This is a genomic window from Citrobacter sp. CRE-46 (assembly GCF_059615875.1).
The window spans coordinates 2,224,893-2,243,173 of record NZ_CM184341.1 but is presented as its reverse complement, the minus strand read 5'-3'; the positions used below and the strand labels follow the sequence as shown (position 1 = coordinate 2,243,173).

General features: G+C 49.2%; 28 protein-coding genes and 2 pseudogenes. 14 read left to right on the top strand and 16 right to left on the bottom strand.

All coding sequences use genetic code 11. The features are described 5' to 3' along the window. Positions 1–2: 2 nt before the first annotated feature. From AC534G_RS10725 to AC534G_RS10710, 4 genes are all read right to left on the bottom strand, one after another. Complete coding sequence (locus AC534G_RS10725) at positions 3–209, bottom strand: hypothetical protein (protein ID WP_003841940.1); 207 nt, start codon at positions 207–209, stop codon at positions 3–5. Then, positions 209–808: a DUF1367 family protein gene (locus AC534G_RS10720; RefSeq protein WP_110497812.1), complete on the bottom strand. Its 600-nt coding sequence runs from the start codon at positions 806–808 to the stop codon at positions 209–211. Before AC534G_RS10720 ends, AC534G_RS10725 begins: the two co-directional genes overlap by 1 nt. 34 nt (positions 809–842) lie before the next feature. Next, positions 843–1,091, bottom strand: a complete 249-nt coding sequence (locus AC534G_RS10715) for a hypothetical protein (protein WP_001568777.1) — start codon at positions 1,089–1,091, stop codon at positions 843–845. A 117-nt stretch (positions 1,092–1,208) separates the two neighbouring features. Beyond that, positions 1,209–1,442 (bottom strand): DinI family protein, encoded by a 234-nt coding sequence (locus AC534G_RS10710; protein WP_016236996.1) that lies wholly within the window; start codon positions 1,440–1,442, stop codon positions 1,209–1,211. A gap of 490 nt (positions 1,443–1,932) precedes the next feature. Between AC534G_RS10710 and AC534G_RS10705 the strand changes: the two genes are divergently transcribed. Next, positions 1,933–2,496, top strand: coding sequence for a hypothetical protein (locus AC534G_RS10705; protein ID WP_170973743.1), 564 nt, complete (start codon positions 1,933–1,935; stop codon positions 2,494–2,496). 223 nt (positions 2,497–2,719) lie between these two features. Here AC534G_RS10705 and AC534G_RS10700 read toward each other — a convergent pair whose 3' ends face one another. After that, positions 2,720–2,917, bottom strand: a complete 198-nt coding sequence (locus AC534G_RS10700) for a hypothetical protein (protein WP_053271635.1) — start codon at positions 2,915–2,917, stop codon at positions 2,720–2,722. 279 nt (positions 2,918–3,196) lie between these two features. Here AC534G_RS10700 and AC534G_RS10695 point away from each other — a divergent pair, with 279 nt between their 5' ends. Continuing rightward, positions 3,197–3,577, top strand: coding sequence for a hypothetical protein (locus AC534G_RS10695; protein WP_053271636.1), 381 nt, complete (start codon positions 3,197–3,199; stop codon positions 3,575–3,577). Positions 3,578–3,820: 243 nt separating this feature from the next. On the opposite strand, the gene AC534G_RS10690 is transcribed toward AC534G_RS10695, so the two are convergent. From AC534G_RS10690 to AC534G_RS10645, 10 genes are all read right to left on the bottom strand, one after another. Next, complete coding sequence (locus AC534G_RS10690) at positions 3,821–3,934, bottom strand: hypothetical protein (RefSeq protein WP_128612439.1); 114 nt, start codon at positions 3,932–3,934, stop codon at positions 3,821–3,823. A gap of 57 nt (positions 3,935–3,991) precedes the next feature. Beyond that, on the bottom strand, positions 3,992–4,549 hold the full coding sequence (locus AC534G_RS10685; RefSeq protein WP_233638722.1) for a DUF550 domain-containing protein: 558 nt from the start codon (positions 4,547–4,549) through the stop codon (positions 3,992–3,994). A gap of 10 nt (positions 4,550–4,559) precedes the next feature. Then, positions 4,560–4,817: a hypothetical protein gene (locus tag AC534G_RS10680; RefSeq protein ID WP_369708993.1), complete on the bottom strand. Its 258-nt coding sequence runs from the start codon at positions 4,815–4,817 to the stop codon at positions 4,560–4,562. A gap of 1 nt (position 4,818) precedes the next feature. Continuing rightward, positions 4,819–5,454 (bottom strand): hypothetical protein, encoded by a 636-nt coding sequence (locus AC534G_RS10675; RefSeq protein WP_227408818.1) that lies wholly within the window; start codon positions 5,452–5,454, stop codon positions 4,819–4,821. Continuing rightward, complete coding sequence (locus AC534G_RS10670) at positions 5,451–5,834, bottom strand: hypothetical protein (RefSeq protein ID WP_227408800.1); 384 nt, start codon at positions 5,832–5,834, stop codon at positions 5,451–5,453. The genes AC534G_RS10675 and AC534G_RS10670 overlap by 4 nt, the downstream gene beginning before the upstream one ends. Then, entirely contained in the window at positions 5,831–6,142 is a 312-nt protein-coding gene (locus AC534G_RS10665) for a hypothetical protein (protein ID WP_227408799.1), read from the bottom strand. The genes AC534G_RS10670 and AC534G_RS10665 overlap by 4 nt, the downstream gene beginning before the upstream one ends. Positions 6,143–6,160: 18 nt before the next feature. Next, positions 6,161–6,910, bottom strand: a complete 750-nt coding sequence (locus tag AC534G_RS10660; protein WP_369708991.1) for an ATP-binding protein — start codon at positions 6,908–6,910, stop codon at positions 6,161–6,163. Between the two features lie 2 nt (positions 6,911–6,912). Continuing rightward, entirely contained in the window at positions 6,913–7,785 is an 873-nt protein-coding gene (locus tag AC534G_RS10655) for an LvrA C-terminal domain-related protein (RefSeq protein ID WP_110497800.1), read from the bottom strand. A gap of 149 nt (positions 7,786–7,934) precedes the next feature. Further along, entirely contained in the window at positions 7,935–8,474 is a 540-nt protein-coding gene (locus AC534G_RS10650) for a toxin YdaT domain-containing protein (protein ID WP_369708989.1), read from the bottom strand. Positions 8,475–8,476: 2 nt separating this feature from the next. Further along, entirely contained in the window at positions 8,477–8,701 is a 225-nt protein-coding gene (locus tag AC534G_RS10645) for a transcriptional regulator (RefSeq protein ID WP_016066201.1), read from the bottom strand. Between the two features lie 13 nt (positions 8,702–8,714). On the opposite strand from AC534G_RS10645, the gene AC534G_RS10640 reads away from it, so the two are divergent. The 3 genes from AC534G_RS10640 to AC534G_RS10630 all read left to right on the top strand — a co-directional run bounded on the left by AC534G_RS10640 (position 8,715) and on the right by AC534G_RS10630 (position 10,143). Then, a complete protein-coding gene (locus AC534G_RS10640; protein WP_110497796.1) occupies positions 8,715–9,182 on the top strand; it encodes a helix-turn-helix domain-containing protein in 468 nt (155 codons plus the stop codon). A gap of 147 nt (positions 9,183–9,329) precedes the next feature. Then, positions 9,330–9,557: a hypothetical protein gene (locus AC534G_RS10635; protein WP_110497794.1), complete on the top strand. Its 228-nt coding sequence runs from the start codon at positions 9,330–9,332 to the stop codon at positions 9,555–9,557. A gap of 1 nt (position 9,558) precedes the next feature. Next, on the top strand, positions 9,559–10,143 hold the full coding sequence (locus tag AC534G_RS10630) for a hypothetical protein (protein ID WP_369708988.1): 585 nt from the start codon (positions 9,559–9,561) through the stop codon (positions 10,141–10,143). A 21-nt stretch (positions 10,144–10,164) separates the two neighbouring features. Here AC534G_RS10630 and AC534G_RS10625 read toward each other — a convergent pair. Then, positions 10,165–10,351: pseudogene (locus AC534G_RS10625) on the bottom strand (hypothetical protein). 485 nt (positions 10,352–10,836) lie between these two features. Here AC534G_RS10625 and AC534G_RS10620 point away from each other — a divergent pair. The 9 genes and pseudogenes from AC534G_RS10620 (at position 10,837) to AC534G_RS10580 (ending at position 18,020) form a co-directional block, all read left to right on the top strand. Next, on the top strand, positions 10,837–11,037 hold the full coding sequence (locus AC534G_RS10620) for a hypothetical protein (protein ID WP_110497792.1): 201 nt from the start codon (positions 10,837–10,839) through the stop codon (positions 11,035–11,037). Further along, positions 11,037–11,234: a DUF1482 family protein gene (locus tag AC534G_RS10615; protein ID WP_369708986.1), complete on the top strand. Its 198-nt coding sequence runs from the start codon at positions 11,037–11,039 to the stop codon at positions 11,232–11,234. Before AC534G_RS10620 ends, AC534G_RS10615 begins: the two co-directional genes overlap by 1 nt. 7 nt (positions 11,235–11,241) lie before the next feature. Further along, positions 11,242–11,403, top strand: a complete 162-nt coding sequence (locus AC534G_RS10610) for a YdaE family protein (protein ID WP_369708995.1) — start codon at positions 11,242–11,244, stop codon at positions 11,401–11,403. Between the two features lie 21 nt (positions 11,404–11,424). Further along, positions 11,425–11,776 (top strand): annotated as a pseudogene (locus AC534G_RS10605) (DNA breaking-rejoining protein). A gap of 126 nt (positions 11,777–11,902) precedes the next feature. Continuing rightward, entirely contained in the window at positions 11,903–15,250 is a 3,348-nt protein-coding gene (locus tag AC534G_RS10600; RefSeq protein ID WP_369708985.1) for a RecE family exodeoxyribonuclease, read from the top strand. Between the two features lie 11 nt (positions 15,251–15,261). Continuing rightward, positions 15,262–16,347 carry a RecT family recombinase gene (locus tag AC534G_RS10595; protein ID WP_038641385.1) on the top strand — a complete coding sequence of 362 codons (1,086 nt, stop codon included), beginning with the start codon at positions 15,262–15,264 and terminating at the stop codon, positions 16,345–16,347. A gap of 39 nt (positions 16,348–16,386) precedes the next feature. After that, positions 16,387–16,629: a DUF4060 family protein gene (locus AC534G_RS10590; protein ID WP_005121071.1), complete on the top strand. Its 243-nt coding sequence runs from the start codon at positions 16,387–16,389 to the stop codon at positions 16,627–16,629. A gap of 64 nt (positions 16,630–16,693) precedes the next feature. Next, positions 16,694–16,966, top strand: a complete 273-nt coding sequence (locus tag AC534G_RS10585; protein ID WP_199950439.1) for an excisionase — start codon at positions 16,694–16,696, stop codon at positions 16,964–16,966. Beyond that, on the top strand, positions 16,935–18,020 hold the full coding sequence (locus AC534G_RS10580) for a tyrosine-type recombinase/integrase (RefSeq protein WP_496594540.1): 1,086 nt from the start codon (positions 16,935–16,937) through the stop codon (positions 18,018–18,020). The genes AC534G_RS10585 and AC534G_RS10580 overlap by 32 nt, the downstream gene beginning before the upstream one ends. Positions 18,021–18,281: the final 261 nt, after the last annotated feature.

Genomic DNA, 18,281 nt, shown 5'->3' with positions numbered 1-18,281 from the left:
ATTCACCTCCAGATCCGTTGTTGCCAGGTTCTGTCCTGACGCGGAGGCTTAGATGTTTCTGGCAAGAACGCACTAATCGTCCAGTGAATGAAGTCATTATCCAGACTACGCTCGGTCTTAATCTGCTTTGCGCGATAGCGGGCTTCCAGCTCGTCTGCCTGCTCGGTTGTGCATTCGTGATGGTGGAACCAGGAATATTTCATCGCCATCAGCCCGCAAAACTCATGAGCTGCGCTGCGGCGTTTTCCGCTTCACGCTGAGTCTTGAATGCCCGGGACAATACCCAGCGCCACAGAACATCGAGCGCGGCTTTGTACAGTTGCTGGAACTCGGTTTCATCCATGTTGGCAAAGGCAATACTGCGGGGATGTTTGCGAAGGGTGCCGTCAGGCAACTGGATAGCGTCGTAGTGGCCAGACTCGATGATCACCCATGCACGGTATGCGTCATAGGATTTGCAGATGCTGATACTTCCAGCACGCTTATCTGCGATACGGTCGAGATATTGCTCGGCAGCATCCAGGAGTGCGGCTTCGCTTCCCGCAAATGAGGCAAGGAACTTAGCGTAGCCGGTTACCAGCTTGCGCTCGTTGGAAGAGATAGCCCCGCCGGTTGGTTCCCAGTATTCGAAACCGAGATTGAGTAATGCGAAGAAGCGACGGTGAAAGGCAGGGTTGCGTACCTGCCGGAACTCTGCCACCAGCACGGCGCCGAGTTTGATTTTTGATTGCAGAATATCGCTGGTCTCCGGCGTCGCGGGGATCAGGATTCCTGAGGACTGCTTGATGAGTTGTAGTTCATGCGCCATGGTTTCTCTCCGTGGCGCAGTAGGTTACGGTTGTTCAGACCGTTGATTTCATATTATCAGAAGGTGGGGTTACCCGGTAGCCGAGACGGTGAATAAACTGCATAAAACCATTAGGAGTAAAGACCTCTTCATCATCCAGCAAAGGCCGCATAGAAACCATGCCATTGACGCGATAAATTAGATGCCTGCCCGATGAAGGAAAGCTAAACACCACGCAGCCGTCAGACCTTCTTACAATGTCATACCAGTTGTCTTCTGACGTTTGCAAAGCTGAATCACTCACATTTATGTTCTCCCTTCGAGCGACTAACAGACGCGATTAAAGATTGTCGGCAGCAGCATCAGAGGGTTACGCAAATTGCGGTATTCTGAAAAATGCACGCCAGCCTTAAGCGCAATTCTAATAAAACCAGTCGTCAGCGCTTTCCCAGGTATCCTGGAGGATTGATTCAATTTTCTTTTTATCGTCCTTGTCACCACCAAAAACACTTAACCCATCGGACCCGGCACGGCGGATTGTGAGCCTGCAATTGTCATAGTGATCATTCAGGCGCTTAAGCAGTTCTTTCTCCAGTGCTGGTACTGCGCCTTTAGGAAGTTCTTTCATGCGATCAATGGTTAATTCAACTTTCATAATGGCCTCCATTGCATGCACTGTGTTTTTATACAGTATACCTATGCACGGAAATGATCAACGTTTTAAGAGCACAAATTGTTAATTTTCTGTCAGTAGTAAAAAAAGAAAACCCGACGTAGTGGGTTGAATTAGCAGTGTTATATTAAGCGGCAATTTCTTTCTGCCGGCACAATCCCGAGAGATTCGCCCTCTGTATCGCATCATCAATGAGCACCTGTATGACCATGAGGCAAAGCGTTATCCAACTTGCATTCATCTTTTTCAATCAGCAAAGGAGTGGTTAGTGCTGTGAGTGGGCTTTGTTCACTTCATGGTAGATAAATCAGCTATGGATAAGTGATAAGAGGTGAAACCAATCCGAATTAACAACCTGAAGCACATGAATCGGAACACAGATATTAAAATCCTAAAGTCTAGTAACAAATAGCCGATATGAGATATTGCTTATCAGTTTAAAAATCATCTATTGAAAAAATGGGGGGAGGCGTTGAAGCGAGTAGAGCGCGATTTTATCTGTCTGTTTAATTGTGTGTGGTATCAAGATTTCCCTGTGTTCAAAGGTGAATATATCAACCGTTCCAACTGGACCATTCATGTTGGCCTGGTCATGCGCGAGTGTGCAAAGTTAATGGGCGCAAGAACATTTTTTGAACAGGGCGGGCGTACCGATGCGGTCCTACAATATCCAGACAATCAAATTTTAACCTATGTTGAGTGGGAGTATAATCAGGCAGACAGAGATAGCGTTAACGAGTTAGACAAACTGCTTGAAAAAAACGACAAGTGCTATTTCTCCACATTCATCTCATATTGTCAGCATGAAAACATCAATATTGTTATTGAAAAAGCAAGTAGAATATGGAGTGAAGCAAGCAGGCCTTTGATTTTTTTTCTTATCACCTATGAGCCTCAAACGAAAAAACGCCGCCATTTTTTAGAACTCAGAACTTATTTTTTCTCAAACGGCAAAAGAAAACTAGTTCGCAAACAACCTGCGCTTCCATGGGATATTGAGCAACGAAAATACAATGTCGAAGAAGATGCAGGATAGAAGAGACATAAGGTTTTCACGACAGTCTCGTTTCGAGCCCTAACTAAAATATTCTGTTCGGAGGAACCAAATAGCTCTGGCTTTGCTGTGACCATGTTCGCGGTACTAACGCCTCTCCAGGTCCGCTTCTCGCTCATGGTGGACCAAAATCAAATCTAAAATGACGTGGCTAAGCGGGAGTACATAGTGAATGACAGGATGCTCCGGGCAGCACCATACTAATTCAGTTCCCGTCAGAGGTAGGCGTTGCTTCATGATGGGATGAGCGCTCCCTCCAGACAATCCATGCTACAGCCGCCTCCCATGATATATATCCATTACCGCCATTTTTCGCTCTGCGGAGATTAACTGCATCACCAAACCTTTCAATGATGAATTTTTCAAATTCTATGCGTTTTTCTTCGTCGATTGTTGAATCCATACCTTCCCCAGAAGAGTCCTACGAATCGCTCTTATTGCATAAAAAATAGCATATACAATAGAGAGTGAAAAACCGACGTAGCGGGTTAATTTTATGTTACTCATGAGTCTTGTCTCGCTGCGACTTAAAAGCGGAACATTCTCGCGCAAGTTGCGTTGCTAAGGCTACGGGGTTGAATGGCTCTCCATGCCCATTTAAGAAGGCATGCGGTGTGTAGTTGAACGTTATTTAAAACACAGATAGAATCAAGAAAAATCCTAAATAAATGGAATATTGTTTATGGCTAAGAAAATCGCATTACTGGGCTTTTCTGCTCTTTTTGTCGCAAGTGTTGCTTTTGCTGAAACGACAAGTAACTGGGTTGAGGTTACTACAGCTGATGATGGCATTTTTTCAGCAAAAAAAGGCACATTTAGAAATGTAAAAGGTGATTCATCTGCCTTGTTCATGTATCAAACAAAAAATAAAAAAGTAGAGTACTACAAAGTTAGTATTAAAGATGCCGACTGTGATAGTGGATATGGGGAGATAAGATTCTTCTATATGGATGGGAAATTAGCTTTCAAAGGTGATTATGTTGCTGATGGGAACAGTGTTGGCGCAGGTATTGGTGATTTTATGTGTGGGGTCAGAATTGGACTTAACACACAAAAAAGTTAAATGAGGGGCATTTGTTAAAAAACAATAGCCCCACATTAGATCAATATTGGCTCCGGCATTTCTGGATAAAAGCTTCTATGCTACGGCGCTCATAGCGAACAACCTTAGCGCTGAACTTTACACGGGGCCAATGTAGACCGGTGTCGGTGTTCTGTATTCCATTTACATAATGTTTTTTGCGTAATTCCCAGCTTCTGGCATACCTCGCCCGGAGTGAGGAGATCATCAGGTTGCTCAGTCATGTTATGCCTCGCTGTTATCTGGGGTGATGATTAGCAGCTTCCAGATGGCTGAGACATACATAGCCTGATGTTTCGCATCGACTAGGGCATTATGCATGTCACCTTCAAACAGCATGTCCCGAGTTCTCCCTTTTCGCCGCTTTCGCGTCGCATATTCTCCAAACGGTATTTATCAATCATTACTGTTATCCTCGCAGTAGTAGTGCCGTCCCTCTGGGTCAGTAGATACATGTCCGCAGATATCGCATTCAATTCCAGGAAGCACCGATTCTGACTGCGCTTTGATATGCAGTCGCGGTTCACCGTCTTTCGGCTCTGGCCAGTCGCGCTGCTTGTTCACCGCCAGCTTTTCTACCATCGCCAGGGTAATCTGCTTATCACTGATACCGGCACGACGTTGCGCATCCCATAAAAGGAATTGCATGTCAGCCCATTCGCTCATCTCGTCTGGTTCCGCAGCAGCCTCGATAGCTTCTTTGGAAAGGTGCTTCAGCGGACCAACTGGACCGACATCGCCGAATGTTTCATCTGACCATGCTGCATGTTCACAGCGTACCTGCTCACGGGCTATCGACTCCAGAACCCCATCAATCACCTTCACTGCATCAGCCATTGCGTAGCCGAGATTACCGCCGTCGCTTTGTGCTGCTGCTTTGCTGAGTATTTCGCGTATCTGGTGCAAGCGATCGAGTGATACAGGACCGTGCGCCGGGTGGTTGTTAGTTGTCATGGGTTAGTCCTCAGCCTGCCGTGCTTTCTACTTGATTCGGGAAAGCCAGCACTTCATCAAAAAGTGCACCTACTCTCCCAGCGCAAGGAATAAACTCTCCCCCGTTTGACTCTACTTCGTTGAAAATATCGTCATAAAGCGTCACATCAAACAGGCTCACATCACAATCGCCAGTAGTGGCAAATGCAATTCGGTCGCTCGGACATTCAGCCAACAGCTTATTGAGTTTCTTTACCCAGGCTTTTTCCTGTTTCGTCAAAGTAGCCATCTCACTCCCCCTTCACGCCAATGCCAGCGGCGCGGATTGCTTCGATAATTGCCTCTTTCGCCACATCTGCACCCTCGTTGTACACGCCCAGTTCTCGCCAGGTAAGGTTTTTACGCCGGGACTCAGCAACGGTGATTCGTGCCTCTGGAACACTAACGGCTCGCGCTTCCATTTCTGCAATGCGCTTCTCTGCTTCCCTGAATTTATCCGACCAACGGTTACTGGCGGTGAAAGCAAGTTTCCTCTGGGCTTCAAGTTCTTCAATTCGCGCCGCCATTTCCACGCACTCTTCAAAATTACTGATTGCCTTGCGCTCCCATTCGTCACGCTGCTCGCGGATATATCCGTTTTGGCTCTCTGCGGCATCCAGATCATCCAGCAGCGCTTCAATTCGCTTCTGCTGAAAGTTCCACGCCTTTGCTTCATTCGAATTTACATCCCCCCAATCTGCGCGCTCCGTGTCATCGGCTCCGCACAGGTGGCAGTAGCAATCACCATAATCTCCAGAGTCAGCAATTGCCTCACCACCATCCAAAAGGTTGCTGGGATACATCTCACCGCAATTGCAGCATTCGACCAGATAATAAGAACCTTCGACGCTCTGACCACGCAGCGCCTGTTTGTTGAGTGTTGTCATTGGGCTGCTCCAGTTCTAAGTTGAGCCATTCGCAAAGCTGATTCTGCGATGTTGTCTTCTTCGGTTTTCAACGGCTCCAAATCCACCTCGCCTTCCAGAGCGTTAATTACCCACTGACCGAATGGAGTGATATTGCGGATTCCATGAGGACCTTTGCCTGCCAGACCTATTTCAACAAGACGCGCCATCGCTTCAGCGCCAATGTCATATCCTTCGCCGTCTTCACATGTTTCATTGAAACGCATTAAGGCGTTGATATCTTGCTCCTGCAAGCGAGGCCAGTGACCCGCCGCCAGCTCCCTGCACTTGCTCTCGGCGTTAGTGAGCTGTACCGCCTGTTTGAGCAACTGCTGTTCAAGTTGTTCGTATGTTGGTTTCATGCTGATGCTCTCCCGTAAAACGCCAGAACCCGCTTCATCGCCGGACTCGTGCGGCAAACTGAAGTAACCATGTTTCTTCTCACTTTCGATTTGATCTGCTTAATGTTCAACTCCCCGCCGGGCTGAAACATGTAGACAGGGCGATGCGGTTCGCCAGTACGGATAACTACCGCTTTGCGTGTCAGGTGAAGCAGCAGGTTGTGTGCCTTCTTGCAGTCGCATCCCAGCAGGTTCTGAACCTGACGCGGCGTTACGGTCTGGTTAGCCCGAAGAAAATCAACTATTGCCCACAGTGATTTGCTTGCCATAGTGTTTTGCCCTCGAATTTATTTGACGATCCGGAGATGTCTAACGTTCTTGCGATAGCTGCCCCAGTCAAAGTTCACCCACATCCCGCCATCCATCTGTAGACGGTCGATAACCCGCGCGCCCAACGCTCCGAGAAGTTCTTCGTGGTTCAGGTTCGTCAGGATCCCCACCGGACGCATCGACGACAGGCGACGGTCGATAACCTGATTCAGAATGACTTTCTCGCCGTTGCTACCGCGCTGAATACCGACTTCATCCAGTACCAGCAGATCAACTTTGCAGAGGTCATCCAGCAATGCGGCCTCTGACTGACCACCGTCGTAGCACTCGCGAACGCGTAGCATCAGGTCAGGGATAGTGACTACCAGCACGCTATGCCCTCCAGACAGCAGATGATTTCCGATCGCAGCCGCCAGATGGTTTTTCCCGGTACCAGGACTACCGCTGAACACGAAGCTCGCGAACCCAGCGCCGAAATTTTGTGCGTAGCTCTTTGCCATCGTGAAGGCTTTGCGCTGCCCTTCCCCGGATACTTGGTAATTCGCGAAGGTGCAACTGCGGTGCAGGCTTTGAATTCCCGAGCGACCGAAGATTTTCTCTGTCCGGACTTTCCGATTCAGCCTGTCCAGTTCTTCACACCGCTTCAGGCCCTCTTCCCGCTGCCACGCCAGCAACTCTGCAGCACTTGTGAACTTCGGCTGAACGCCTGGTGGAATGAGTTTTTTCAGGCGATCGAGCGCACTTCCGGTACCAACTATGTTTTTCATCGCTACCCCCTGAATCCGGTCGGAATCGCTTTATCTGGCTGAGAAATTTTGTTCGGATCCCGTTTTCCATCAGGTGCCGCGAAAGACCACGACTCTTCGTAGTGCTTTGAGGGGCCAAAAAACGTGGAGGCCTGTTTCACATACTCGGTGTTAAGTTTCCCAGCAGCAGTTACGTAATCCGCGTATCGCCGAACACCATCGGTAAGCTCCTGCACTGTTGCCCCGGATTTAATACGTGCATTCCAGGCTTTGAACGCATCAGCCTTGCTGTTACCACCGGCGCGTTTGGGGTATTCCTGCCACGCCAGTTCAAAATCATCCGTGTAAGTATTTTTCCCCCGGGGTGTGGCGGCGCCATGCCCCAAAATATCTTTATTCTGATCTTGTTCCTGATCCTGTTCCTGATCTTGGCTTCGTAGCCCCTTCGAAGCCCCTTCAGAAATTTGGCGCGATTCACGTTTTAAATTGAGGTGAAAATCTGTTTTATAACGTTCATAAAATGATGATAAAAAAGGGTTTTCAGGTAATGAGATATACTCATTCCTGACACCAGCACAGCGGTTATCCCCTGGCTTCAGCGATCGACCAACCTGATAAGCGGCCATTTCATGCACCCAAACCATCTCAGTGTCCTCGTCATAGCTACAAAATCCCGCTTCAATGGAGCTTTTTAGCCCCTTCGAAGCCCCTTCCAAGCCCAGACCCGTTTCATGGGCTATGTACAGAATTGGCAGGTAATACAACCCGAGCATGTTTGCGTGTGGCGAGGTCATCAGATAGAACGAGACCACCTGCGCCTCCGCGCCTTTTTTCCTCAGTTCTCGGCCTGTTTTTCCAAGCCAGAACTGAGGCGCAACGGTTGCGTAATCACGCATAAAAACCTCTTAATCGCTAAAGTGGCGGCCCATCTATCTTTCTGAAGGCTGATTTTTCTGACATAATTTCCTCGCAATGAGTACGCAACGAATTGCACCTGAAAGCCGTTGGTGTTCGCGCACCGCGGCTTTCACCATTTTTGAACCGGTCATATAGCCCCCAGCATCATCTGCACCATTTCCATCAGCGGGCCGGTTAACCCAGGGTCAACGCGGTACATTTCCACGATCCCCTCGCTCAACTCTTTCAGCTTCTGATGACGTGGCGCATTCATCGCGACAGCAATCTTCGCTTCGCTGGTTTCTTTCTCCAGTCGAGCCAGACGGGCCATAATGTTGTCTTCTGGTAGTAGGCGGCTGCGGAACTCGAGCGGCAGAACAGCAAGAATTGCCGGAGTCAGCTGGCGAACATTCTCGCGGTAACGTTCGCTGTTGAAATGGTTATCGAGAAAGCGGAAAAGCTTCTGACGCTGTCGGCTGAGGTCGTCAGGGAAAGTAATCTCGTCACCACCCTGCGCCCTGTATTCTTCGACGATCAGAGCAGAAACGACATCCTGACCATCTACACCCGCCCACGCACGAACGGCATCGCGGATCTGGTCATGTTTATCTATCGAGACAGGTTGATTGCGATTTATCATCGCCGCCGATTGATATCCGCTATTTTGATGAAGTGACAGTGATTGCATGGTTATGCCCTCGTTTCTTGCACTGGTAAGGCATCGGTTGGATTGGGATATAAGTCAGGCCGCAGCTCATGCGGGGTGACTCCCGTAAGCTCAAAAACAGAGCGAATGTGATCGGGCGGAATGCCAGTTTTTTTCCAGTTGGAAATTGTCATTTTTGAAAATCCAAGCGCTCTTCCGAGTGCCGCACCTGTGCCGAACTTTTGAATAGCTTTCTCAATACCAGTCATAGGACCTCCTTAGATGGAAAAAGTAAAGCATCATTTTACCAATGAGTCAATCAATGAATGCCTACCGACGGGTAAAGCAATCATTTACACTAGTGAAATGAGCGAAAACACAATGACTACTGGGCTGATCTCCAGGCTTACAGAACTGAACCGGAAAGGTTTCTCTAAAACAGAGATGGCCAGGGTTGCTGGCGTCAGTAAGCAAGCTGTTTCCAGTTGGTTCAAAACAGGAAGAATCAGCAAAAGTTCTGCATTAGCGGTTGCTGATGCTGCTGGGGTATCAGTCCCCTGGCTACTTGGTGAGGATGTTGGAGAGAAGGATGGTCTTAAGCCGGACGAACAGCGCCTGCTGGAGCTCTACCGCCAACTGCCAGAAGAAGAACAGCAGAACATGCTCCGTATATTCGCGCTTCGCTTGAAGGAGTTGGACGAATTGTATGAGAAGTACATGAAGGGTCGGATTCGGTCGCAGGGGGATTGAAATTTTGGCCGCCGTATTGCGTGATAAGAATTAGGATTAACTATGTTCACAAATGAGCAGTTCGAGCATTACATTCAATTAATTGGCGTAAATAGACAGTGTCCATGCTGCCAAAAGGATGTTTGGCATTATTACGCAGAATCGCGTATGAAAGAAATTGAGACTGGTGAACCCTCTAATAATCCTGATAAAAACTCTATTACAGGTTTGGTTGCTCTAACTCTTGATAGGGATGGTAAAATTACTGATGCCAGACTTGGTGGAATTGGCTTAGCACAGATGTTGTGCCTAAACTGTGGCTATCAATTGATGTTCAATTATCATTTTGTTCGTCAGCGTTACGCCGAATTGCTTAAATCTGATACAATTAGCTAAAATGGCGACGTCTAAAAAAATAATATCGCACCTTCAGGCAGTAGATGATGCCTATTTAAAGTCCCAAGAAAGTGGGGCCTCGCTGTTTCACACTGAGGAAGTTAAAGTAGACATGACCCAAGTATCACGTGAAGAAATACAAGCACTTCTGGCCGCCAATAAAGCGGAAATGGAGTCTATTGCTTCTTCGATTAGGGCAGAAATGGCACTTTCTCGGGAAAACACGAATGTACAATTTGCATCCTTAAATTCGATGTTGAGTTCTCTATCTTCAAAAATTGAAGGTAAAATGGATAGCGTCGACGGAGACATCAAAGCAATTAATGGAAGATTTGAAGGTATCCAGGGCCAAATTACAGGTATAAATACTGCCATTAGCGGGATGCAGTCGGGCATATCCACAAAGCTTACTATATTTGGTATGATTATTGCAGTAGTGGTTGCGATGCCAAGTATCATTTCTGCTTTTAAAGACCCTGCAACTCCACCGATGACCCAGCCTCTGATTATTCAAGTGCCAAGCAATCAACCGCCACCTTTGCAAAATCAATTGCAGGTTACTCCATTACCAAAACAGCAGCATTAATCCGGCCTTCGCGCCGGGTTCTTACTGCCCTCTTCTCACCATCTTAGCCGCATCCCGCATTTCCCACTGCCCTTCGCTTAGCCTCCAGGCTATCCACAATCGCATCGCGGCTGATCACTATCCCATTAGCTATCAGACTGACAACTGCACCGCCAATCTCACCCGCAATGAATGCTGCGCGGTCTTCTTCCAGTTCGTCACGATCCATAACTCACCCTCATTGATGTTTTTTTAATCATATACATTTTAAGCCCACTTCCCCAGCAATAATCTGCATAAATTTCGAACAAGTACAGCATTGCTTTACTTTGCTAATCCGCATCACTTGACTAAAAAGTAAAGTGGTGTTTTACTCTAATCATCAACACGACCACCCAGGCAGGACGCCCACGAAGTAGCCGTCCGGGGCATACGAAGACCGGAATGAGGTGGTGAGATTAACGCGCAGTAGGTTTGAAACGTTCCGCCAGCCTGGCGACAAGGGCAAAGCACAGAGTGAGCTTCGCGGTGGTGAATTGCAGAGTTAAAACGCTCAACCGTGAAGATCAGCGCCGCGGCACCACCAGCGAAGTTCACTAATTTTTAGCAACAAGGTATCGAGGGTGAGATGGAAAAAGCGTACGAGGAGTATTTTGAAGGGCTCGCCGATGGCGAGGAAGCACTCAGTTTTGCAGAATTTAAAGAGGCCTTGTCATGAAAACCAGTAACAGAGTACCAAGCAACGGTCGCGCCATCCCAATGCGAAATAGCCGTACCGGCGCAGCATGGCTGGTCTCTTTTGATTACCGCGAAAGCATGTACTGGCACGAACCACAGGGAAACCTGCGTCATATCCGCCGTCCATACGCTTCCCGCACCATTGAACCGAATCTGGTTCCGGCAGGTACGCACTGATGAACACTCTTTTCGCGTTAGTGCTGACCATTGGCATGACCAACGGTGATTTTCAGGATGTGGTACTGGGTGTTTATGGCGACCAGAAACTGTGTGAACAGGCTGCCGTTGAACAACAGGTTTCAGGAAGTTGCTACCCAGTTGAAAGGATCATCAGCAGCGACGAATTACCTGCTCAGGCAGACGTTAAGTTCTGAGGAAATGATAATGCAGACCAAATGCGGTTATTGCGGCAAGCCGGTTAAAACGGAAGAAGTAATCAAAAGCACCCTTCTCTATCGCAACGGCTCACAGCTGGCTCGCAAAGAGAAAGAGTATTGTTCCAAGCGCTGCTCTTCTTACGACCAGATGGCGCACGAAGGCTAAATAGCAGTCCCGAAATATGAAATAAAAAATTCGCCATTAGTTTGGCGTGGATTCTTACACCCTGAATTTAATAACTGGAGAAATTATGGAAATCGTAGAAATCAATATGAATCTGAAAGCAGTGAATAAAGAAATCGCTGTATTCAATTGCGAGAAGAAAGTTTCAGGCGTTATTCATTCAGCCCCAGCAGGTGAAACAACAGTAATTCTCGATGGTGGTTATGTGCTCGGCAAGTTCGACTGTCCTGTTTGCGCTGTTGAAGCCATTTCACTGCTTGCAGTCAAGATTCGTGATGGTGAGAAGACAGGCTACGGCAACTACCGCCAGCACAAACGCACGTTCATGGAACAGGCATTTATCACCGTTCATTAAGAAAACGCCCACCGAAGCGGGCGTGCCCAGTCCGGTCCAACCGACCAAAGCGTACCGGACATAACAACCTGATATATCGGGGTGCTGTTAAGGCACCTCCATTCTACACGAATCGAGGATAAAGTAATGAGTGGAACTAATCCTGTATTTTTAGTCCGCAGAGCAAAAAAACAATCCGGTAATAAAGATGCGGTGCTCTGGTGCAGCGATGATTTTGAGGCTGTAAATGCAACGCTGGATTACTTGTTGATTAAAACTGGCGCGAAGCTGAAAAATTATTTCAAAGCTGTAGCCACTAATTTTCCTGTTGTTGATGACCTGCCAGCGGAAGGTGAAGTTGATTTCACCTGGTGTGATCGCTACGAACTTCAGGACGATGGGCGCACATGGCTGCCAAAAGCCACTGGCGAGTCTAGTGGCGCCGTTGACGTACCCACCGCTCCTACTTCAACCGTAACCGTTGAAGACGCGACTGCGTCCGAAATTGTCCCGGTTGAAAACCGTACTCCAGCAGTCCGCTTTGCCGTCCATCTGATGATTGATAAATACCAGACTCATATCACTAAAAAGCAGCAGCTGGCTGCCAGCGAAATGTCATTGGATGAAGGCAATACATATCTCCAGAGCATGCTTGTGGCAAAGAACGATGTACCCGAGACTGCCAAACTCAGCCTCAATGCTGAGTGGAAAATGATTCAGGCGGTTAAGGACATTTTCATACCAGACGAAGAGCACGAACCAAGATTGATAGCTGCATTCATGTCTGACTGGGTGAACACGGATGCCGGTGACCGCAATCAACTGGTAGAAGACTGGCGCAGTGGTAAGTTGCAGTTGCTCAAAACTGAAACCAGCAGCGGTGCTGACGTTACAACGGGTCAAGACCTCACAGTTGAGGACGGCATCCAGACCGACGAGAACGGCCGGGCAGAAGGTGGCGTCGTTGATGGTGAAGTCGGTAACGAAGAGTATCCCCAGCAGACACAGCAACCGAACCTGACCGTTGTTGCCACCCTACCATTCCGCCAGCGCGTACTGGCTCAGTTCATCGGTGATGGTGAATATCTCTATCACGTCGACGCTGGGCAGAAAAACGAGATTATCCGCCTTGAGATGGACACCGATGACGCGTACATCCAGAACCTGCTACTGGCAGCTGAGAATGTGGAAGCATTCAAAAAAGCCATTGAACACGATATTCATAAAGTCGTAAATGCCGTTAAGAAAGTCTTCCCTGTCGACGGTAAAAAAACGGAGCTGGCAACAGTTATCCAGTTCCTGACGGTGTGGTTCAATACGGATTACATCGACCGCGGTATCCTCGTTCGCGAATGGGCCGCTGGTAATCGCATCAGCAGCGTGCAACGTACTGATTCCGGCACCAATGCCGACGGCGGTTACGTCACTGACCGTGGACCTGATGCACACCACACCCTTGACACTCTCGATTTAGAGATAGCCTGTGCCCTTCTGCCTATGGACTTCAACCACTTTGAGATCCCGGGCAGCATTCTTCGTCGCGCTAAAGAAATCGTGACAAAAAAAGAAGAACCGTGGAAATCATGGAGCAGCATTCTGCGCAATCAGCCCGGCGTTCTTGGCGTTAACCGCACGGCTATTTTTAACCTGGTACGTATCGCGCCGGAAAATATTCATCTCACTCCTGTCGCTCACCTGGAATTTGTTAACCAGACCATGACAGCCGAGTTCAATTCCGCGGTCGAGTTATTGCCATTACATGAGGCTGAACCCGCAGCACAGGAAATTTCCCAACCTGAAAGCAAGGAGTCTCCGCGCAAATCTTTTTGCACTCACGAAGAGAACCTGCAACGCGTGCGTGAAGAAGGAGCACGTCGCCGCGCAGAGGAAGCGGCAGCTCAACCGCAGAAAGTCGAACAAGAGCTGGTTAAAAATGTCGGCAACGGAATATTCGACGTTACGGCTTTGCTTCAGAACTCAGCAACTCATGGCACGAAAAAGGCAACGGAGACCACCAGCAATGTGCAGGTTCAAGAAACTGTCAGTGATGAAAAACAGGCTGGTACTGAAGTGCAGTCAGGCGAAAGCAGTCTGGAAACTGGTGAAAAGTCAGATACCAGCCAGCAAGCCGATGTAAACCAGACTGACCCAGTTTTGACACAAACCGAGCCAGAAGCACAATCTGACGAACCAGCTGTTGCGTACCCCGCTTACTTCGAGCCGGGACGTTACGAAGGTCTGCCGAACGAGGTTTATCACGCAGCCAACGGTATCAGTTCTACCCAGGTGAAAGATGCGCGAGTGTCGCTGATGTACTTCAATGCGCGCCACGTAGAGAAAACGATTATCAAAGAACGTTCTCCAGTTCTGGACATGGGTAACCTGGTGCATGCACTGGCTTTGCAGCCCGAGTTGCTTGATGAAGAATTCAGCGTTGAACCGGTTATTCCAGAAGGCGCATTTACCACCACGGCAACGATCCGCGCGTTTATTGATGAGTACAACGCCAGCCTGCCAGCGCAACTGAGCGCAGACGACATCAAAGCTTTGCTAGAGGAATACAACGCCACTTTGCCTGCACAGGTGCCGCTGGGTGGTTCAGCCGAGGAAACCGGCCAGAGCTATATGTCGCTGCCAGAAGAGTACCAGCGTATTGAAGACGGCCAGAAACAAACCGCAGCGGCGATGAAAGCCTGCATCAAGGAATACAACGCCACTCTGCCTGCTCAGGTGAAAACCAGCGGTAGCCGTGATGCGTTACTCGAGCAGTTAGCAATCATCAATCCTGATCTTGTGGCACAGGAAGCACAGAAACTGACACCACTGAAAGTTTCCGGTACCAAAGCAGACCTGATTCAGGCCGTAAAGTCTGTTAATCCGAACGCCGTCTTCGCCGACGAACTGCTGGAGGCGTGGCGCGAGAATCCGCAAGGGAAAGTGCTTGTCACCCGCCAGCAACTGAGCACTGCACTGAGCATTCAGAAAGCCCTGCTCGAGCACCCGACCGCGGGCAAGCTGCTGACACACCCGAGCCGCGCCGTTGAAGTGAGCTACTTTGGCTTTGACGACGAAACCGGACTCGAAGTCCGTGTACGCCCGGATCTGGAAATCGACCTGGACGGGGTGCGCATCGGCGCCGACCTGAAAACCATCAGCATGTGGAACATTAAGCAGGAAGGCCTGCGTGCCAAACTGCACCGCGAAATCATCGACCGTGACTACCACCTGAGCGCGGCCATGTATTGCGAGACCGCAGCGCTGGACCAGTTCTTCTGGATTTTCGTCAACAAAGACGAGAACTATCACTGGATCGCCATCATCGAGGCATCCGCCGAACTGCTGGAACTGGGCATGCTCGAGTACCGCAAGGCGATGCGCGCTATCGCTACCGGCTTTGACACTGGCGAATGGCCAGCACCGATCACCGCTGATTACACCGACGAACTGAATGACTTCGACCTGCGCCGCCTTGAAGCGCTGCGTACTCAGGCATAAGGGGAATGAAGATGCAAAACACTAACGTAACTGTAGCTGACCAGAACGCAGTGATTAACTCCAACGTGGCCCTGTTTGATTCCCAGTATCTGAACGCCATCAGCGCGTTTGCTCAAATTATGGCGCAGGGTGCGGCGACAGTCCCCAGACACCTGCAGGGAAATCAGGCTGACTGCATGGCAGTAGCGATGCAGGCGGCACAATGGCAGATGAATCCCTTTGCAGTAGCGCAGAAAACGCACCTGATTAACGGCGTTCTCGGATACGAAGCGCAACTGGTAAATGCCGTGATTTCACGCAGCGGCGTGCTGGCAAACCGCTTTGAATACGAGTGGTACGGACCATGGGAAAAAGTAGTCGGGAAATTCCAGATTCGTAAAGGCGACAAAGGAGAATACCGTGTTCCTGGCTGGACTCTTGCGGACGAAACAGGCATTGGCATCATCATCCGCGCAACGTTGAAAGGTGAAGACCAACCGAGAGAACTTGACCTGTTACTGGCACAGGCCAGGACTCGTAATTCAACGCTTTGGGCTGACGACCCTCGCCAGCAACTCGCTTATCTCGCCGTGAAACGTTGGGCAAGACTGTTCTGCCCGGATGTAATTCTCGGCGTGTATACCCCTGATGAATTGGATGATCGCCGTGAAGAGCGAGAAGTTAACCCTGCTCCGGTACAACACGTTAGCCTGTCTGAAATTTCAGGTGACACCGTCACAACCACGCAAAGCGCACATGAATCGTCTGTAAATATCGACTCTCTTGCCGATGATTTCCGCGAACGCATCGATGCTGCTCAGGATGTTGATAGCGCCAAAGCACTGCGTGCTGATATCGAAAGCGCGAAGGCTACGCTCGGCTCCGCCCTGTTCACTGAACTGAAGAACAAGGCAGTGAAGCGCTATTACCTGGTTGATTCACGTAACAAGGTTGAAGCCGCAATCAACTCCCTACCGTCTCCGGACGAACCGGATGCAGCTGAACGGTTTAGGGAAGTTGAACGAGTTCTGGCGGCGGCGAAACGTCACCTGGGCGATGAGCTGCACGATAAGTTCAGCATCACCCTGGCCGATATGAAACCGGAATACGTGGGCTAGCAGATTTGGGAGGGTTCGCTCTCCCATTGAGGAGATGTAATGCGATTGATTAACCGAGGAAATCAACAATCCCCGTTAGCGCGTCAGGCATGCGACATCGCACTAGCCACTCATCACGAACGCTACGGCGACTATGGGCGCAGCAAGATGAAGGAGACATACACTGTGAGAGTTGAAGGCGTGAAGGTCTGGGTTGAGGTGGTTAACCGTAAGGCGAGCTACGTGGCCACGGCTATGACAGGCATGCGCCGCTTACGCGCACTGCCGGGCCAGGTGAGTTGATAACGATATTTCATTAACAGTTTTCCGGCAGCTCTATAATAAGTTGCCGGAAGCCGGAGGTAGTATGGCCAAGCTTCTTAATCTGCTGGAATGGGCGAATTCAACTTATTCAACCCCGCCGTCTCTTTCAACACTTCGCCGATGGGCTCGGGAGGGACGTATATACCCTGCCCCGGAACTTCACGGCAAAGAATATAAGGTTCAGCCAGATGCTATCTATGTAGATCCGAGCAAAAAGAACCTTCGTCCCAAAGCAAAACACTTAGCGCTGCCAACTGGCGGCACTCTACTGGAGAGACTGACTCATGGCGAAAAGGCCAGTTCGTTACGACGCTAACCTGCCCCGTAACCTGACCTATCGTAAAAGAGACAGGCTTTATAGCTGGCGAAACCCGATTACCGGTCAAGAATTATCCCTTGGCCGGATCGACAGAAAGGACGCCATTTCTCAGGCCATTGAGGCTAATAACTACATCGAACAGAATTACCTTCCATCAGCGCTGCTGGACCGCATAAAGGAAACACCAACCTTTACGGTGAAAGCGTGGCTCGAGCGCTACGAAGTAATTCTTGCGCGAAGAGAATTGAAGCCCAACACGATGAAGGTCAGGCGTAATCAGATCGCCACTATCCGTGATGAATTCGGACGTATGCCGCTATCGGCGATCAGCACGAAGGACATATCTACTTTCCTTGAGAGTTACATAATCTGTGATAAGAAGAGCATGGCCTCAGGACTACGTTCGGTATTATTGGATATTTTCAGGGAAGCGATTGTCGAGGGGCATATTGAAAGGAACCCGGCAGAGCCGACAAGAACGCCGACGCCAAAAGTGAAGCGTGAACGTTTACTGCTCGAGCATTTTATTGTTATCCGCGCGGCAGCTGCTTCACACTCTGAATGGTTGCCTAACGCTTGCGATCTTGCTTTGGTGACAGGACAGCGCCGCGAGGACATTTCTCTGTTTCGGTTCAGCGATATAAAAGATGGCAGGCTATTTGTTACGCAGGAGAAGACGGGCCACAAGCTGTCGATTCCACTCGATTTAAGATTGGAAGTTGCTGGCCTGGAATTGGGAGAGGTGATTGAGCGATGCCGAATCAATAATCCATCAGATTTTATGCTTTTCTCGCCAGTCAGACGCGGTGGCAGAAAGCCGGGGCCACTGCCCCCTGATGGATTGACCCAGGCATTTTCGAATGTAAGGGATGCGACGACGATAAAATTTGGACCGAACCCTCCTACTTACCATGAGATCAGAAGCCTGGCCGGCAGACTGTATGAAAAAGAACGCGGGGAGGAATTCTCGCAACGTTTACTCGGGCATAAAAATTTGACAATGACCAAAAAATACCTGGACGCACGTGGTGCAGAATATGTTATGGTTTAGACAGGATATGGAAATTTCGAGTAATTTTCGTGGGATTTCGTGATAAAACAGAAAAAACCATGAAAAACAAAGACATAAAAAGAGACCGAATACGATTCCTGTATTCGGTCCAGGGAAATGGCTCTTGGGAGAGAGCCGTGCGCTAAAAGTTGGCATTAATGCAGGCTAAGTTACCCTGCCATTTAAGAATAGATGACAGCGCCAGGTTTTCCAGTCCGCGACTAAAGTGGCCGGAAAAAAAGGCAGTTTGTTACACGACCA

Bases quoted from the DNA above. Each gene is read 5' to 3' on its own strand.
- AC534G_RS10725 (WP_003841940.1), bottom strand. From the start codon at position 209: ATGGCGATGAAATATTCCTGGTTCCACCATCACGAATGCACAACCGAG.
- AC534G_RS10720 (WP_110497812.1), bottom strand. From the start codon at position 808: ATGGCGCATGAACTACAACTCATCAAGCAGTCCTCAGGAATCCTGATC.
- AC534G_RS10710 (WP_016236996.1), bottom strand. From the start codon at position 1,442: ATGAAAGTTGAATTAACCATTGATCGCATGAAAGAACTTCCTAAAGGC.
- AC534G_RS10700 (WP_053271635.1), bottom strand. From the start codon at position 2,917: ATGGATTCAACAATCGACGAAGAAAAACGCATAGAATTTGAAAAATTC.
- AC534G_RS10695 (WP_053271636.1), top strand. From the start codon at position 3,197: ATGGCTAAGAAAATCGCATTACTGGGCTTTTCTGCTCTTTTTGTCGCA.
- AC534G_RS10690 (WP_128612439.1), bottom strand. From the start codon at position 3,934: ATGCTGTTTGAAGGTGACATGCATAATGCCCTAGTCGATGCGAAACAT.
- AC534G_RS10685 (WP_233638722.1), bottom strand. From the start codon at position 4,549: ATGACAACTAACAACCACCCGGCGCACGGTCCTGTATCACTCGATCGC.
- AC534G_RS10680 (WP_369708993.1), bottom strand. From the start codon at position 4,817: ATGGCTACTTTGACGAAACAGGAAAAAGCCTGGGTAAAGAAACTCAAT.
- AC534G_RS10675 (WP_227408818.1), bottom strand. From the start codon at position 5,454: ATGACAACACTCAACAAACAGGCGCTGCGTGGTCAGAGCGTCGAAGGT.
- AC534G_RS10670 (WP_227408800.1), bottom strand. From the start codon at position 5,834: ATGAAACCAACATACGAACAACTTGAACAGCAGTTGCTCAAACAGGCG.
- AC534G_RS10665 (WP_227408799.1), bottom strand. From the start codon at position 6,142: ATGGCAAGCAAATCACTGTGGGCAATAGTTGATTTTCTTCGGGCTAAC.
- AC534G_RS10660 (WP_369708991.1), bottom strand. From the start codon at position 6,910: ATGAAAAACATAGTTGGTACCGGAAGTGCGCTCGATCGCCTGAAAAAA.
- AC534G_RS10655 (WP_110497800.1), bottom strand. From the start codon at position 7,785: ATGCGTGATTACGCAACCGTTGCGCCTCAGTTCTGGCTTGGAAAAACA.
- AC534G_RS10650 (WP_369708989.1), bottom strand. From the start codon at position 8,474: ATGCAATCACTGTCACTTCATCAAAATAGCGGATATCAATCGGCGGCG.
- AC534G_RS10645 (WP_016066201.1), bottom strand. From the start codon at position 8,701: ATGACTGGTATTGAGAAAGCTATTCAAAAGTTCGGCACAGGTGCGGCA.
- AC534G_RS10640 (WP_110497796.1), top strand. From the start codon at position 8,715: ATGGAAAAAGTAAAGCATCATTTTACCAATGAGTCAATCAATGAATGC.
- AC534G_RS10635 (WP_110497794.1), top strand. From the start codon at position 9,330: ATGAAAGAAATTGAGACTGGTGAACCCTCTAATAATCCTGATAAAAAC.
- AC534G_RS10630 (WP_369708988.1), top strand. From the start codon at position 9,559: ATGGCGACGTCTAAAAAAATAATATCGCACCTTCAGGCAGTAGATGAT.
- AC534G_RS10620 (WP_110497792.1), top strand. From the start codon at position 10,837: ATGAAAACCAGTAACAGAGTACCAAGCAACGGTCGCGCCATCCCAATG.
- AC534G_RS10615 (WP_369708986.1), top strand. From the start codon at position 11,037: ATGAACACTCTTTTCGCGTTAGTGCTGACCATTGGCATGACCAACGGT.
- AC534G_RS10600 (WP_369708985.1), top strand. From the start codon at position 11,903: ATGAGTGGAACTAATCCTGTATTTTTAGTCCGCAGAGCAAAAAAACAA.
- AC534G_RS10595 (WP_038641385.1), top strand. From the start codon at position 15,262: ATGCAAAACACTAACGTAACTGTAGCTGACCAGAACGCAGTGATTAAC.
- AC534G_RS10590 (WP_005121071.1), top strand. From the start codon at position 16,387: ATGCGATTGATTAACCGAGGAAATCAACAATCCCCGTTAGCGCGTCAG.
- AC534G_RS10585 (WP_199950439.1), top strand. From the start codon at position 16,694: ATGGCCAAGCTTCTTAATCTGCTGGAATGGGCGAATTCAACTTATTCA.
- AC534G_RS10580 (WP_496594540.1), top strand. From the start codon at position 16,935: ATGGCGAAAAGGCCAGTTCGTTACGACGCTAACCTGCCCCGTAACCTG.